General features: G+C 44.7%; 10 protein-coding genes and 2 pseudogenes. 6 read left to right on the top strand and 6 right to left on the bottom strand.

Annotated elements, in window-relative coordinates:
* Nucleotides 1-4: 4 nt before the first annotated feature.
* From uvrC to MRK00_09095, 3 genes are all read right to left on the bottom strand, one after another.
* Nucleotides 5-1,753, bottom strand: a complete 1,749-nt coding sequence (gene uvrC / locus MRK00_09105; GenBank protein MDR4517528.1) for an excinuclease ABC subunit UvrC — start codon at nucleotides 1,751-1,753, stop codon at nucleotides 5-7.
* A gap of 95 nt (nucleotides 1,754-1,848) precedes the next feature.
* A complete protein-coding gene (locus MRK00_09100; GenBank protein MDR4517527.1) occupies nucleotides 1,849-2,037 on the bottom strand; it encodes a 4-oxalocrotonate tautomerase family protein in 189 nt (62 codons plus the stop codon).
* A gap of 48 nt (nucleotides 2,038-2,085) precedes the next feature.
* The gene (locus MRK00_09095) at nucleotides 2,086-2,784 is read right to left on the bottom strand and encodes a uracil-DNA glycosylase (GenBank protein MDR4517526.1); all 699 of its coding nucleotides are present in this window, start codon (nucleotides 2,782-2,784) and stop codon (nucleotides 2,086-2,088) included.
* A gap of 96 nt (nucleotides 2,785-2,880) precedes the next feature.
* Between MRK00_09095 and MRK00_09090 the strand changes: the two genes are divergently transcribed.
* The gene (locus tag MRK00_09090) at nucleotides 2,881-4,674 is read left to right on the top strand and encodes an autotransporter assembly complex protein TamA (GenBank protein ID MDR4517525.1); all 1,794 of its coding nucleotides are present in this window, start codon (nucleotides 2,881-2,883) and stop codon (nucleotides 4,672-4,674) included.
* Between the two features lie 41 nt (nucleotides 4,675-4,715).
* Nucleotides 4,716-8,708: a translocation/assembly module TamB domain-containing protein gene (locus MRK00_09085; protein MDR4517524.1), complete on the top strand. Its 3,993-nt coding sequence runs from the start codon at nucleotides 4,716-4,718 to the stop codon at nucleotides 8,706-8,708.
* Between the two features lie 17 nt (nucleotides 8,709-8,725).
* Here the strand turns inward: MRK00_09085 and MRK00_09080 are convergent, their stop codons facing one another.
* Nucleotides 8,726-10,291, bottom strand: coding sequence for an AAA family ATPase (locus MRK00_09080; GenBank protein ID MDR4517523.1), 1,566 nt, complete (start codon nucleotides 10,289-10,291; stop codon nucleotides 8,726-8,728).
* 196 nt (nucleotides 10,292-10,487) lie between these two features.
* On the opposite strand from MRK00_09080, the gene MRK00_09075 reads away from it, so the two are divergent.
* The 4 genes and pseudogenes from MRK00_09075 to MRK00_09060 all read left to right on the top strand — a co-directional run bounded on the left by MRK00_09075 (nucleotide 10,488) and on the right by MRK00_09060 (nucleotide 15,322).
* A complete protein-coding gene (locus tag MRK00_09075; GenBank protein ID MDR4517522.1) occupies nucleotides 10,488-10,649 on the top strand; it encodes a hypothetical protein in 162 nt (53 codons plus the stop codon).
* 205 nt (nucleotides 10,650-10,854) lie between these two features.
* Nucleotides 10,855-11,021 (top strand): annotated as a pseudogene (locus MRK00_09070) (transposase).
* 426 nt (nucleotides 11,022-11,447) lie between these two features.
* On the top strand, nucleotides 11,448-14,042 hold the full coding sequence (locus MRK00_09065; protein ID MDR4517521.1) for a YfiR/HmsC family protein: 2,595 nt from the start codon (nucleotides 11,448-11,450) through the stop codon (nucleotides 14,040-14,042).
* 230 nt (nucleotides 14,043-14,272) lie between these two features.
* On the top strand, nucleotides 14,273-15,322 hold the full coding sequence (locus tag MRK00_09060; GenBank protein ID MDR4517520.1) for a response regulator: 1,050 nt from the start codon (nucleotides 14,273-14,275) through the stop codon (nucleotides 15,320-15,322).
* Here MRK00_09060 and MRK00_09055 read toward each other — a convergent pair.
* Nucleotides 15,319-16,473 (bottom strand): sensor domain-containing diguanylate cyclase, encoded by a 1,155-nt coding sequence (locus MRK00_09055; protein MDR4517519.1) that lies wholly within the window; start codon nucleotides 16,471-16,473, stop codon nucleotides 15,319-15,321. The genes MRK00_09060 and MRK00_09055 overlap by 4 nt on opposite strands.
* Nucleotides 16,474-16,538: 65 nt before the next feature.
* A pseudogene (locus tag MRK00_09050) lies at nucleotides 16,539-17,183 on the bottom strand (IS1595 family transposase).
* Nucleotides 17,184-17,199 lie beyond the last annotated feature (16 nt).

Below are 17,199 nucleotides of genomic sequence, written 5' to 3'. Positions count from 1 at the left end.
CAAATCAATGCAATTCCCGGTAAATTTTTTCCGCAAGCTTGCGGCTGATTCCTTCAGTCTGGGCAAGCTCTTCGATACTTGCGGTTTGTACACCTTTCAAGCCACCGAAGCGCCCCAACAAACCCTGGCGGCGTTTGGCGCCAATACCGCTGATATTTTCAAGGCTCGATGTCATGCGCGATTTATTGCGCCGGCCCCGATGCCCCTGAATCGCAAAACGATGGGCTTCATCCCTGATCTGCTGAATCAGATGCAAACCGGGATGATCATTGGGCAATTGTAACGGCTTTTTCTGATCGGGAAAAATCAATTGTTCCAGACCGGGTTTACGACCCTCGCCTTTCGCAATACCCATCAGATTCGCATCACTGATTCCGAGTTCATCGAGCACCGCTTTGGCTGCATTGACCTGACCTTTGCCGCCGTCAATCATGATCAGGTCCGGCAAACGGCCTTCGCCCTGCACGACTTTCTGGTACCGGCGGTTCAGTGCATCGCGTATCGCTGCATAATCATCTCCCGGGGTAACGCCTTTAATGTTAAAAAGCCGGTATTCATTGTTACGCATGGCGAAATGATCGTAAACCACGCAAGATGCAACCGTCGCCTCGCCCATGGTATGGCTGATATCGAAACATTCGATACGGTTCAATGCGTTCAGCTTCAATGCCTGTTGCAAAGCAACCAAACGTACTTCCTGGCTGGCCTTGCGATTCATCATCTGCTTGAGTGCAAGCTGCGCGTTCTCTGACGCCATTTTCAGCCATACGCGGCGTTCACCGATCGGATTCTGATTAATCGTCACTTTATGGCCGGATTGATTTGTCAACAAATCCTCCAAAACATCGCGTTGAATTTTGCGATCGACAATAATCAGATTCGGTACGCTGCGGTTCAAATAATGCTGAGCCAGAAAAGCCTCAATCACGGCAGAAAGGTCATAACCGTCGGCATTCTGAGGAAAAAAACTTTTATCGCCTAAATGACGTCCGCCCCTGACCATGGCCAGCGTGACACAAACCTTGTCGCTGCCGTCTTTGAGTCCGGCGCAAGCCACAATATCCGCATCCATCGCCTTGCCGCTATCGACGAACTGTTTTTCCCTGATTTTACGCAATGCCTGCATCTGATCGCGCAACAACGCCGCCTGCTCATATTCCATCTTGTCCGAAGCCTGCTGCATTTTTCCGGCGATGCTGTCAATGACTTCGGATTGTTTGCCCTGCAGAAACAATTCCGCACTGCTGACATCTTCACGGTAATCGGACTGCGAAATCAGATTGACACAGGGGCCGCTGCAGCGTTTGATCTGGTACAGAAGGCAAGGCCGTGTCCGGTTGCTGAAAACGCTGTCTTCGCAGGTGCGCAATCGAAATACCTTTTGCAGCAACTGTATGCTCTCCCTGACGATTCCGGCATTCGGAAACGGTCCGAAATACTGATGTGTTTTATCCACCAACCCGCGGTAAAACCCCAGCCGCGGATAATCATGCCCGCTCAGAATAATATAAGGATAGGATTTATCATCCCTGAACAGGATGTTATATCGTGGCTTGAGGCTTTTGATCAGATTGTTTTCCAGCAATAACGCTTCTGCTTCAGAGCGCGTCACCGTCGTCTCGATACCCGTAATCTGCGAAACCATCAATTGCGTTCTGGGCGCAAGACCGGTCTTTTGAAAATATGAAGAAACGCGTTTTTTAAGATCAACCGCCTTGCCGACATAAATCACCTCGGCGCTGGAATTCAGCATCCGGTACACGCCGGGTTGTGCCGGTAAATTCTGGCAAAAACCCTTCGCGTCGAATTTTGCCGCTAAATCATTTTGTTTCAAATGCGCTGTACATCCTATTCTTTTTTACCCAGCAGTGCACCGCCTATCGCCCAGTTCTCATGCGGCACTTCCTCGAACGTGATATAGGTGTAGGATTTTGACTTGTTGGCAACGCGCGCAAGGGTATCGGTGATTTCCTCGGCAATTTTCGCTTTTTGCTCCGTGCTCAAAGTGCCTGCAACGCGTAAATGAACATAAGGCATGCTCTCTCTCCTGTTTTATTATTGGTTATTTAGTTTTTTCGAATCGGATCATTCCAAAGCAAGATCAGCCGAGATTTGGGCAAACACCTGCTCGAACATCCCGGTTGTCAATCGTTTCGTCTGGGTATTGTAGCGACTGCAGTGATAACTGTCATACAGTTTGACTGAGCCCATATCCACAAAATTCGGCGTGCTGTTTGACAGACTGTACGCCGCGCCATGTGCAAAAAGATAGTCTTTCATGCGCAAATTCAGACACTGCAACACTGCCCGGTGGGCAATTGCCCCGAGCGCCAGTATTGCCCGGCCGCCCTCGCGCCTGAAAGCGGCTAGTTCTGTTTTCAGATAATGATTACACTGCTTGATTTCTTCAGGATTGGGCTTGTTCTGCGGCGGCAGACACTTAACCGCGTTGGTGATACGGCAGTTTAGCAACCGCAAATCATCCTGCTTCGATATCGATTCGTGATGACTGGCAAAGCCGAATTTAAAAAGTGTCTGATACAGCAGTATGCCTGCAAAATCACCGGTAAAAGGCCGCCCAGTCCGGTTTGCGCCATGCATTCCGGGCGCCAGCCCGACTATCAGTAATTTTGCCCGGGTATCGCCAAATGCCTCAACCGGCCGCGCATGATAGTCCGGATAACGCGCTTTTACTGAATCCAGAAATGCAGCCAGCCTTTCGCACTGGCGGCAATCAACCGCCTCGGAAGGATAATCTGCTTTTATAGTAGAATGTACAGCCATTTAGAAATTATAAATTGTACGTAAAATAATACAGTGATTCTTTATTTTCATAACGCCACAGTGTTGAAATTTTAGTCGGCTATTGATTGCTTCACTATGCCCGATACCCGATTGATGTTCAGAAAACGGCCGATTACTTTTCTATGGGTGCTATGGATATGCTTTTTCCTTGTCTATAGTAAATCCATTTTAGCGGAATCCAGGGTTTTACCCAACCTGATCGATGCACCCAGATTTGTACTGTTATCCGCACCGGGCTCAGTACAGGATTTACTCAAAGATCATATCAGGCTTCCACAAGAACCGTTCGCCAGCGACATGGCGCAACGCGTTTTTTTACGCCGGACAAAACTGGAAATCAACGAACTGCTCGCAACGGAAGGTTATTTTTCTCCAACTGTCACTTTTGACAAGCGCATCGAAGACGAAACCGAAATTCCTGTCATTATCGTCGATCCTGGCGCGTTGGCGCATGTCGAATCGGTTCAAATCGAATTTCAGGGCAGCATCGTCGATGATGAAACACTGCAAAAACAACTGAAAAAATGGCGTAAAGCCTGGCCACTTCAAACCGGCCAACCGTTTCGCTCAGCCGAGTGGGAAGAAGCCAAGGCCGCGTTACTGTCTCAAGTCACTTATGAAAAATATGCCGCTGCTCAAATCGTCAAAAGCGAAGCCGTTGTCGACAGGGAAAACGCGCTGGTCTCGCTGCATATCATTATTGACTCAGGCCCGGCGTTTTACTTTGGCGCGCTCGAAATCACCGGTCTGGAACGTTACGACGAAGAAATGATAGAAAACTACCGAACGTTTCGACCCGGTGAACCTTACAGTAAAGAACGCATGCATTTGTTCCAGATTGCATTGCAAGGCATCCCGCACTTTGGCAATGTTTCGGTCAATATTGATCCTGATATTTCAAAGCATGAAGCCATTCCGGTACATGTTACCGTTACAGAGACACAATCAAAGCGCATCGCTTTTGGCGGCGGTTACAGTTCAAACAACGGCGCACGCGTGGAAGCCAATTTCAGCAATCACAATTTTCTGGATCGGGCATGGAATTTAAACACGATTCTGCGTCTCGAACAAAAACGACAGACGTTTTTTACCGGCGTCAATACGCTACCGAACCAGAACAATGTATATTATTCCGCAGGCGCTAGCCTGCAAAGAACCGACATTGAAGATCTGGTAACAATCAAGCAACGCGTTGATACCGCACGGGTCTACCAGACACGCAATATCCAGAATCTGTTTTCATTAAACTGGCAAAGAGAGGAAAAACGCCCTGACGGCGCGGTCAATCAGACCGTAGAAGCATTGGCGCTCGATTGGCGATTCCGGTACCATTTTGTTGATGATCCCGTAAATATCCGGCGCGGCGGCATCACCGAATTCAGGCTCGGTGGTGGCAGTGAATTCGTTCTGTCCGATCAGGATTTTTTACGCCTGTACGGACGGCAGCAAAACTGGTGGCCGGTTGGAAAAAACGATGTATTCTATCTGCGCGGAGAAGCCGGTTACACACTGGCGTCATCGCGATTTGGCATTCCGCAGGAATACCTTTTTCGCGCCGGCGGAATACAATCGGTTAGAGGGTATGATTTTATGAGTATCGGTGTGCGTGAAGGCAATGCAATTGTCGGTGGACGCGTTATGGCAACCGGAACAGCGGAATATACACATTGGTTCATGCAAAACTGGGGGGCAGCCGCCTTTGTGGATGTCGGCAGCGCTGCGGATACAGTCAAGGATATGCGGTTATTTCTCGGTTACGGCGCCGGCGTACGCTGGCGCAGTCCGGCGGGGCCGCTCGCGCTTGATCTCGCCAGAGGTCATAAAACCGGAACATTGCGTGTGCACTTCTCTATGGTTGTCAATTTCTGATGAATGCCCACGACAATTTCACCCATCCGGACGCACGGAACATGCAGCATAAAAATATCAAGCGTTCGGGCTTTCGTTTTAAATGGCTGACCGTTATTCTATTAAGCACTTTCATGGCAATCACCAGCGGCGGTTACTGGCTTGTAAACACCACACCCGGACTGCAGTGGCTGCTGTCCGCAGCCGAACGGATAAGTGGTTCAACGATACAGTTTGAAGGCGTTGACGGCACCATCGGCGCATTACAAATCGAGACGCTGCGCTATCACGACGAATCGCTGCAATTTGCTGTCCATCAATTTAAACTGGACTGGTCAATAGACCAACTGTTTTCCGGGAAACTGCACATCAACGACATCAGCGCCCGGTTAGTTGTTGTGTATACATCGCCCACCGAGGATGAAGACGAAACGGCGTTGCCCGATGATTTAACACTGCCGCTTGAGATCGCGTTAAAACAGCTACAGGTCGATGAAATTCATATTTATTCCATAGGCACGGATCAAACCGGTCAGCAATCCCATCAATCCCGGCAACCTGATTTTTCTTTGACCGATTTATCAATTCAGCTGGAAAGTCATGCGCAGCAACACCGGTTGGTACAGCTGTCATTTAACTCGATACTGGGCGCGCTCAACGCATCGGGACAAATCCTGGCAGCACGCCCTTTTAAGCTGGAATCAACTATCTTGCTCGACAATTCCGGGAAATGGGGACAAACCCAAGTGACTTTAAACGGATCGCTGGAACGGGTTGACATTAATCTCGAACATCATAATAAACCGATGCAAGCAACAATAGTTGCACAAGTCCAGCCGTTTGCCACCTCCGCTATTTCTCTCGTCACATCACTTGAAGCGGCCATTACTGAATTCAATCCCGCTGCATTATTCCCCGGCACACCTGATATCCCCAAAGCCAATCTCGCATTACACGCAACGCTCGGTCAGAACGCTGAAAATCAGCTCGCCGGGCAACTGACGTTGAAAAACCATGCATTCGCGCCACTGGATCAGGACGGCTTGCCCATTGCAGAAATCAACTCGGCAGTTTTATTCACCGGGGATGAACTCAAACTGGACAATCTGCAGATACTGTTATCAGAAAAGGGTAAAGAGGGCATCCTCTCCGGCAGTGTTGCATGGCGTTTCGACCCGGCATCCGGAATTGCCGATCTTAATGTCAGCAGTCTGAATCCGGCAGCAATTACTACTCAACTGCAGGCCGCAAAAATCAGCGGTCTGGCACAAGTGACAGCCGATGCCGACCGGCTGAACGCTGAAATCAGGCTGAGTGACCAGACCTTGAAGCTCGATGCCTCGGTCACACATACCGCCAGTCAGGTTCGGCTGGAACATTTCAACCTGAGTCACGGCCAATCCAGCCTGACTGGCACAGGAGAACTCAATCTGGATCATGAAAACCCGGATGACCACACACAACCGTTTCACTTTACCGGTCAGCTCCGGCAATTTAATATCGCCGATTTTCTACAGGCACCGGTATCCAATCTGAACACCAGACTGACAGTTACCGGTCATTTATCTCCCGAGTTCTCAGGCTTGCTTGACTATCAGTTTGAAAAAAGCCATTTAAACCATCAACCGGTTTCAGGAAAAGGGAATATTGCCGTTCAACTGCCACTGTCCGTCACCAGTAAAGCCGACTTTCAGATCGGCTCTAATTATGTGGGTATCCATGGCAAATTCGGCAAACCGGGCAACGCGTTGGCCGTAAATATTACCGCGCCATCGCTCGCGCAAATCGGGCTTGGATTATCCGGTTTTCTCAAAGCGCAGATTGATCTGAAAGGCACACTGGACTCGCCGGCAGTAGATTTTGATATTGACAGCGAAAAACTTACGCTGCCCGGCAACCACGCTATCGACAACTTCGCCGCCAAAGGAAAAGTACATTCGGAGGCGCTTTCACTGCTGCTCACGGCCAATCAACTCCGCACAGATGGAGAAACCCGGGTCAAACAGCTTAATCTGAAAATAAACGGCACGCAGTCGAGTCACACAATACAAACCGACTTGCGCGTCGATGATGAAATGACCGTTACTCTGCAAGCCGATGGCGGCATACAGCAAGCCAAAAAACCGGATGCCCTGCCTGGCTGGCAAGGACAATTAGCCCATTTGGCGATCACGGGTCTGGTTCCCGTTGAACTACAGGCACCCATGCCGCTCAAGCTCGGCACTGAACAGATTTCCATACGTAATGCCCAGTTTAAAGTCGCCGGCGGCAAGGCAAACATTGAAACTATTTTCTGGTCACCGGAAAACTGGAAGAGCAGTGGCCATTTTTCAGGCATCAGATTACATCCCGACAGTGATTTAATTCCTACAGAAAACCTGTTACAACTGGGTGGAAGATGGGCGATGCAATCAACGGCCTCACTGGCACAGCTCAATGGCGATATTGAAATTACGCGGGAAAAAGGTGACTGGTATTTGCCCGGAGAACTACCGCAGCCAGCCGGGTTACAGACTTTAAAACTACACGCCAAAGCGCAAAACGGCATGTTAACGGGTCAGTTCGAGTTGGACAGCGCACAAATCGGCACAGCAAAGGCGCAGCTCAAACTGCCGATCATACATACTGCCGGCGGTGAATTATTACCGCCACAAACCAGGTTGGACGGCCAACTGAATCTACAGGCACCTGATTTATCCTGGCTGGATCAGGTAACCGATAACGCCATACAAACAGGCGGACAGATTAAACTGCACGCCAGCGTTGCAGGATCACTCGGAAAACCAGAACTGCGAGGCACTATCAACGGCGACAAACTGGCAATCGCATTACTCGATGTTGGGGTAAATCTGCATCAGGGCCAATTGTCGGCACGCTTCGATCAATCCGCATTGCATATCGATCAACTCAGTTTTTTATCACCGCATGAACCACCCCCTAAAGACCGGTTGTTGCGAAAACTGGAACTTGAAGACAAACCGGGCTCGCTGAACGTTACCGGTTCACTGGGTTTTAAGGAAAATACCCATCAATTGACTGTCAGCCTGGACCGCCTTTATCTTGTGCATCCGCCGCATTACTGGATTGTCGCTTCCGGTAAAAGCAAGGTGCAATTCATCAATAATGTCCTTGATCTCGGTGGCGACATTATTGCCGATGCCGGCTTGATCACACAACCTCCCGCAATGCGGCCGCAACTGGCCGGTGACATCATCATCGTTGATGACAAATCCGAATTGGCGAACAAATCGAACACTGATGAACAGGGGACTATCGTCAACCTGCATGCCTCACTCGATCTCGGAAAACAGTTCTTTCTGCGCGTCGCAGGACTCGAAGGACGCCTGGATGGCAAACTGCATTTGCAAAACGATGAAAAACAAGCGTTGAGCGTTGTTGGTTCCATCGCCACACGTCAGACGACCTATAAAGCGTATGGCCAGGATCTAACCGTTGAACGCGGCATTGTAAACTTTCATGGTCCGATTGACGATCCGGGACTGAATATCCTGGCAAAACGTAAAGATCTCGAGGTCGAGGCCGGTGTTGAAGTAGCCGGTTCGGTACGCCACCCCAAAGTCAAACTGGTCTCAACGCCCAATGTGCCCGATACCGAGAAACTGTCATGGATTGTACTGGGACGCGCGCCCGATACCAGCGGACTGGATACTTCACTGTTAATCACCGCCGCCAGTTCAATCTTCGGCGGTGATTCCGGTGGCATCACCGGACAGCTTAGCGACATGCTTGGCGTCGACGAAATCTCCTTTAGACAGGGCAGCACGCCAGGCAGCACCCAAACAACCGGTACTGGCATACCCGGCCCACCCTTAACCAGTCCAGTCGGTTTGGCAAGCAGTGCATTAAGTGGCCAAATCGGCACTATCGGCAAGCGCCTTTCTTCGCGCGCCTATTTAAGTTACGAACGCGGCATCACCACAACGACTGCGGGCATCACCAAACTGACTTACAGTTTGACACCCAAAATCACCGTTGTTACTCAGGCCGGTGAAGACAGCGCGGTTGATATGTTTTATACGTTCCGGTTTGATTGACAGCATGAAATGTGCAATCAGTCGTGCAAATCATCTGCCAATACCGCTCTGTCATGCGCCCATGCACGCAATTGGCCGATACGTTCTGCCATAACCACCGACAGCGGACGAGTGCGTTCGAGTTCATGCAAAATATCCGACGAAGCAAGTGTCAGGTCACTATCACGCGACGTGACTTCAAAAATTGCTGCAATGACCGCCTGCTCGATCTCGGCGCCGGAAAAGCTGCTGGCACTTGCGGCCAGTTCGGTCAACTTGAAATTTTTCGGATCAAAGCCGCGTTTTTTTAAATGAATGGCAAAAATCTGTTCCCGAGCTGCAGCATTCGGAAAATCGACAAAAAAGATTTCATCAAAACGCCCCTTGCGAATAAGTTCAGGAGGCAATGTTGAAATATCGTTGGCTGTTGCGACAATGAAAACGGGTTTTGCTGTATTACTGCGTTCTGAAAGCCAAGTCAGAAATGTACCCAAGATGCGACGCGATACACCGCCATCCTGTTCACCGACGCCGGAACCAAGTCCCTTTTCGAGTTCATCGATCCATAATACACATGGCGCCATGCCTTCTGCCGCTGCCAGCGCAGTCCGCAGATTCCGCTCGCTTTCCCCATAAAACTTGTTATACATCGCGCCGAAATCCAGCCGCATCAGCGGCACGTTCCACTCTCCGGCAATTGCACGCGCGGCCAGGCTTTTACCACCCCCCATCACACCGAGCAGCAATATTCCCTTGGGCCGGTCAAGCGCTGCTGTTCCGGGATCAAGAAATGGTTTTTGACGCAGTGCAATCCAATGCTTCATTCGCGAAAGCCCGCCAATGGCTTCGAACTTGAACGCCGATTCTTCAAAACCCAAAACACCGGCGCCCCCTAGCGCCTCATGTTTTATGGCCAGGATACGCCGAATATCGTCCTGGTTAATTTCACCATCCGCCCGCAGTGCCTGGCGCACCAGCCGGCGCACATCCTCGAATTCAAGCCCCAGTAAATGCATGATTAACAGATCAATCGTGCGCCGGTCGCCACGAACTTTGTCACCATTCTGGGTGCGGTATAATTGTGCTTCATTCACAACAATTGACCGAATATCGTCCCGTGTCGGCAACTTCGGCTTAAAATGCGCAGCCAGTCGTAACAATTCCGAAGGAACATCTTCCAGTGCAGGACTGATAAATACCAGTGTGCGCGCACATTTGGCATGATCCATGGCAATCTCGCGTATCAGGCGCACCGCAACAGCATCATTGAAACCCGGATGCGCATCACACAAAACATACACACCATTCTGGGTTGATTTATCAATATGCCGCAAACAACCAATTAATTCGTTTGTTTGATAAATGGCTTTACCATGGTCGTCACCTTTTCTTGCAACAGACATATCACCGATACCGCCTCCGGTACCGATAACCCGGCCAAGCCCATCGACAATACTCCATCGCATCATCAACTGGTTTTCCAAATTGGAGGCCTGGGTCAACAATTTTAGAATACGCGGCTCTTCATGTGTTTCAATCAGAATCAGCGGCACTCTGGCGCGCAGCAAGGCGGAAAGTTCTTTGATTTCGGCAAGTTCGTTCATAAATATTCTTTATCTGCAAATAATATTCATGCAACGACTTTAAATGGGTGAATCTTGAAAGATTCCATTATCTGGCCTCACTGCTATGCTGTCCCGGTAGAGCTATAATCATATCTGGTGTATGACAAAAGGGAAGAAAGCGGTGTAACCTGTTGGTAAAGATCTCGGCAAATCAACCAAAAAAAGGAAACACCGCGTGACAGATAGTAATGTTTTTAATCTGAATAAACCAGAACCAAATGATCCATTACAAGAAATGCTACGAGAAGACGCACGCAACATATTGATTGCAGACATAGAATTGGAAATAGCTGTATTTGTTCAGCTGCATGGATGTTTAAACACCGATGACGGATAAAAAACTCTTAACACTATGTCATGAATATTTTAGTGCACGTACTCAATCCGTCAAAATAGTGTGGTTGATGTACTAGGTACATAAGTCTGTCAATGTAATGGAAAAGCTGCCCGAATCCAAGAAAATGCTACACAATATCTGAATGGCGGAAACATGGGGAAAAGCTTGCAGATCATTTGATCACTGCATTGGTTGTTTCAACCTGAAATATCCGGAAGCAATAGAATGCCTGGAAAAGGATAAAGATTTCATGCTGGCCTTCTATGATTATCTGCTGAAAATTGGCAGCACATGAGAACAACCAACCTAGTCGAATCAGTCTTTGCTACTGTTCGACTGAGAACAGCTAAAACCAAAAACCAGGGAAGCCGGACGACAGCATTGACAATGACATTCAAATAATGGAAGTAAAATACAGAAAAAAGGATAAATTATTAATGGATGTCAATGATGCATTATCGTTAACGAAGTTAAACAAATTGGAGATCAAAAATAGGTGGCCGTTTGACTCTCCGCACACCGCATCTCGTGTTACCATAATAAGAATGCCTATACCAATACAGATATTTAGCTGAATATCCATTCTACCGATGTAATTCAATTTCGACCAAAACTTCTTAACAACAATAAGGGCACCTCTAAAAATCCATACTTCGTTACAATACTTCGTTGTTTACAAAAAATGTTTCCTTACATATCAATCATATGCTGCGTCAAAATTTTTTGTTCTTGCCTCGTCTTGTTTAGAATTATAAATTTTTAGAGACGCCCATAAGTGACATTCAAAAAAAAGAATCTATGCGTCGTATATATACAAATTTTAAACTCAGCAATTTTTCATTGGCTCTAAAACATAACTACAAGTTATTGTTTTGTATTTTATTTGTTGTGCTTGCTTCAAAGAATACCTATGCGCACGCCAATACAACTCACCCGAAGGAAAATTTACTAGCCGTATATATTTTCAAATTAGCCGAACATATTCAATGGCCACATGCTGCGCAAAAGAGTCGTTACCATTTTCATCTAATTGACGAAAATAATCGGGTCGAGCAACAGTTGAAAAATATTTCACATATTAGAAAATTACATGAAAAGGAATTTATAGTTACCCGTAGTACGGGTGCAAATATTCCAGAAGGTGTAGAACTTGTTTTTATTGCTCATGACAAAATCGAAGAATATTCACAAATTTTTTCATCAACTGAAAACACCAGCACTTTACTCATAACAGAAAGACTACATAACGACAGGATTGCTCTTATTGATTTGCACGAAAATATTGACCATGAAATCTCATTTCAAATTAACAAAGCGAATATTTTGAACCGTAATTTAGGGCTTAATCCCGACATTATTTTATTAGGAGGAACTGAAATTGATGTCGCTGCCTTATATAAAGAAGGATTGCAAAATATTCAGGCTCAGAATGAAAAACTTGACAATTTACAAAAAGAAATTGACTCGCAGCAAAAAAGAGATGAGCAACTTAAAACCGATCTTAAAGAAACCAAGCAAGCCGGAGAACAACTTTCTAGCCAACTAACTAAAGCCGAACAAAGGATAAATCAACAAAATATTAAAATCGGGCAATTACAAAAGGAAATCGAGATAAAACACGGGGAATTAGAAACATTAAGAAACAAAACTTTAGAGATAGAGGAAGTAATCACTCACAAAAATAAAGTGATCGAAGAACGTGAAACACAATCAAAAAAACTAAAATTAGCCATACTGGAAAATTCCAGAATACTGGATGAAAAGAAAAATGAAATAAAATTCACCGCAACTCAGCTCGAAATGCAGGAAAGTATTATTAGCAATCAAAAGAAATTCTTGATTCTATCAATTATAATCGGCTTATTGTCCGTTCTGCTTCTCGTCCTCACCTACCTTGCATACAGAAACAAAAATTCATCAAATAAGCTTCTTGAAAGTAATGCTAAAGAATTGGCGCTCGCAAAAAAAATGGCAGAGCATCATACATTAGCAAAAAGCATGTTTTTATCGAATATGAGTCATGAATTGCGTAGTCCTTTAAATGCAATTATAGGTTTTTCTCATCTAATCAACAAAAATCCACTAACTCCAACGGCCATTAAAGAAAATTCCAATATTATTATGCGATCGGCCAATCATCTTTTAGAGCTCATCAACGACGTATTGGAAATGGCCAAAATTGAATCCGGAAAGATTGAGTTAAATGAAGTCGACTTCGATTTGTTCGGACTTTTAGAAGACGTGGAAAATATGACTAGAATTTTGGCAAAAGAAAAAAACCTTAGCTTAATTTTTGATTTCTCCCGAACCTGTCCTCATTACATCCGTGCAGACGAAAAAAAAATACGACGAATTTTTATCAATCTGCTCAATAATGCGATTAAATTTACCGAGGAAGGTGGAATTGCATTACGCCTTAAATGCTCCTCGGCCGGAAATGATTTAACACGGATGTTTTGCGAAATTGAAGACTCCGGCATCGGTATTACGGCCGATAATCTTAAAAAAATCTTTAATCCGTTCACGCAAGCAACAATGATTCAAGCCAAGAACGGTATGCCGGGCACAGGTTTGGGTCTCAGTATTTGTAAAGAACTTATTGAACATATGCAAGGATCAATCACTGCTGAAAGTCAACCAGGTGTTGGTACCGTTTTTAAATTTGACTTTATAGTCAGCAACGCCTCACAAAACGTCCTTCCAAGAAATCTTGATAGTGAGATGCAATACCCAAGCGTCAAAAAAGGACAAGAAAAAGTTAAAGCACTTATTGTCGAAGACATTGAAGACAATAGACTATATCTGGATAACATTCTAAGGAATTCACATTGTAGTGTTGTTTCAGTTTTAAATGGTTTGGAAGCAGTTAATGCATTCAAATCTTCTCAATTTGACATTATCTTTATGGACAGGAGAATGCCTGTCATGGACGGCATTGAAGCCACTACACAAATACGGAAGTTGCCAGGCGGCAAAGATATAAAAATCATTGCAGTAACCGCTTCAGCTTTTAAAGAAGATCAGGAAAAAATTATGCGGCATGGGTTTGATGATTTTATTAGAAAACCATATTTGGTCGAAGAAATTCACAATTGCTTAACAAAACATTTGAAGCTGGAGTTCATATATCAACCAGTTTCACCAGAAGCTGGGGAGAAAGATACGAACAACAAAAATGCTGAACTAAAAGAAAAACTCCAAGGCCTTACGACAGAAGAAATAACCATGTTAAGATCGATTGTCTTAGCACTCGATATTGAGAATGCAATCAATTTCATTAATACAATTAAGAAACAACACCCAGAACTTGCTGATGACTTGCAACAATTAGTTGAAAGCTATAATTTTGGATATATACAAACACTTATACAGGAAATTCAAGAAGGTAAGTAATCAACTCCATTAATGAATGGGTGAAATGAGTTCACATTGTATCTGTTTACAATCTTTGCCGGAATAATAAAAGATATCAACTTAAATAACACTATTAATCAATGTTTTAAAACTATAGTATAATAAACTTCATTAGATTCAAATTGTCTATTAGCAACGAACAATATGGATCTGTTAGAACTAATATATACATACTATTTCAACAGAATTTTTTGGGGCTGTAGCCCATTATGAAAAGTCCACCAGATATCTTAGTTGTAGATGATACGTTAGCTAATTTAAAAGTGCTGACAACCATACTAAAAGAAGAAAACTATAAAGTTCGCCCCGCAACTAGCGGAAAATTGGCATTGGATGCTGTTAACCAATCCACACCAGACTTACTTATACTAGACATAAAAATGCCCGAAATGGACGGTTTTGAAGTCTGTAGTGCATTAAGAGATATTCCTTCTTGCAAAAACATCCCTGTTATCTTTATTAGCGCTTTAGGTGAAGTACCCGATAAAGTTAAAGCTTTCTCAATAGGCGGTACTGATTATATTATCAAACCATTTAGCCCTGAAGAAGTTAAAGCTAGAGTTGCTACACATCTTAAGATAAAACGCTATCAGGATAAAATGGAGGATATGGTCGCAGAAGCACTCTCTGAAATTAGCGACTTAAATCAGGAGATTATCGATACTCAAAGCGAGTTATTATACAGATTGAGTGAAGTCTGTGAAACAAGATCACAAGAAACTGGTATGCATGTCAAAAGAGTTTCTGAATTTTCGTTTTTATTCGCTAAATATTTACATGGTTGTAGTATGGAAGAAGCTGAAATGATTAAACATGCTTCTCCTATGCATGACGTGGGAAAAATTGGAATACCCGATTCAATCTTGCATAAACCTGATAAATTGGATCCAGAAGAATGGCAAATAATGAAATCACATACGACTTTAGGTTACAAAATGCTGCATGGTTCAACCCGTCCTTTAATTGCATTAGCAGCCCGGATTTCCCATGAACATCATGAGAAGTGGGATGGCACAGGCTATCCCAATCAACTATCTGGAAATGATATCAGCATTGCCGGACGTGTTGTTGCCTGTGCCGATGTGTTTGACGCACTGTCATGCGCACGTTGTTATAAGCCCGCTTGGGAAATAGAAAAAGTTTTGGAATATTTTCATGAGCAGTCAGGAAAACATTTCGACCCATCCCTGGTTGAAATATTGTTTGCGCACACAAATGAATTTTTAGCGATTGGAGAATCATATAAAGATAAATTTTAGTCAACATCTGAAATAAACTCTGATGTAATAGTAGAACTCTCACAGCAAACAACGCAATTACGCCCCTTTTTTTTGGCATAATAAAGTCTCTTGTCCGCTCGTTTCAAAGTAGACGGAATATCGATTTTGGTATCATATTCATCGGATGAGCAAGCGCCGATGCTCGTAGTTATTCTCAACTCACTTACCGTGTCATTGGTAATTTGAATAAGTTTGTTACACACGGCTTCGCGAAAACGATCCCCAACCTGTAATGCATCATCCTTTCCACAAGGGTATAGAACTGCCACAAACTCTTCCCCCCCTAATCGACCAAAAGTGTCCGATTTACGACAACATCGGTTAAGTCGTTTACTCACTTCTTGCAATACTTCGTCACCAGCGGCATGCCCATATGTATCATTAACAGACTTAAAATTGTCAATATCAAATTGTAAGATAGTTATAGGTTTTCCTTCACGATAGGCTAGTTCAAAAGATTTTTCAATTATTTCTAGTATTGCTCCACGATTCCAGACGCCTGTAAGCGCATCATGTGTCGCTTTCTCACGAAGTTCTTTTTGAATCTTTTCTAATTCGCTGTTTAATTCATGAATCTTTCGTGCAGATAATCGCAATTCCATTTGATCCATTACAAGCTCTGCAAGCCTTTCTAATATATTGATCTCTGTTTCACTGATGCTTCGTGGTTTAAAATCAATTACGCAGAGTGTACCCAAGTTGTAACCATCATGAGTTTCCAGTTGAGAAGCTGCGTAAAAACGCAAACCAAACTCACTGGCCACTAATGGATTGGTCAACGTTCTAGGATCAACAGCTGCATTTTCGACTATATACGGCTCATTATATATAATTGCCGACGAACACAAACCGGGCTCGCGTTTTATTTCCTGTATCTCTATACCATGGTGAGACTTAAACCAAATTCGATCTTTATCAACCAAGCTCACAATTGCAATCGGCACCCTTAAAATCTTAGAAGCGAGTGCAGTTATATTATCAAATGCGCCATCTTGTGGAGTATCAAGAATTTCATAGCGCTTTAAAACTTTAATTCTTTCATTTTCAATAGCGGGATTAATAACTATGTTATGCATAAAAAAACCTTCGCGCGAAAAAATACCGGTTAAGTAGATTTCATTGAATCCCAATAAGATTGTTCCGAACCGATGGAAAAGTAATAAACGAACTTTCTACACTAATTGCTTAAAAAAATTTATGCCTCTAAACCATTTTTCAGTTTAATTTGAGTATGACACAAACAAGAATTTAGAAGACGGGAAGGAATGTTTAAAGGTTGCTAATGACTATTGTACCCATGGCAACCATTCACCAGTTTTGTCTGGCGGAGTCACGCGAACGATATGATTCTGTGTTTTACCAATTTCGACTAAAGAAAGCAGTGATCGCTCCGCACGCATTGATCAGGTGACAGGTGTCGCTTTACAAACTGCGAGACCGTTTCCCCGTTAACACCAGAATCCTGCTGCATGGCAATAAAACCAGCACGTTTCTCCCGATTCTCAACGGCTATCAACACCGATGTTTTTCTCTCGACGTCTCGGCCGCGCTTTCCCCCAGTATGACGCTCTCCATTCAATGCATCGTCTATTTCAATCAGTTCATGTAATTGATATATGCTATCCCGGTGTCCCATGACAATGCGAATCTTTCGCAGCATTCTGCTGGCGGTTATCCAGGACACGTTTATTTGTTTGGATAAACGCAAAGCAGAAATACCGCCTTTATCCGATGCAACCAGGAAAATTGCCCAAAACCACCTGGTTAATGGCAGATTGGTTGAATGAAACAAGGTACCTGCCGTTAATGAGGTTTGTTTGTAACATTGACTACATTCCCAATAGCCACGCGTCTTA

Source organism: Nitrosomonas sp. (genome assembly GCA_031316255.1).
Lineage (GTDB): Bacteria > Pseudomonadota > Gammaproteobacteria > Burkholderiales > Nitrosomonadaceae > Nitrosomonas.
The sequence above is the reverse complement of the archived record's forward strand: the minus strand, read 5'-3'. Positions and strand labels throughout refer to the sequence as shown.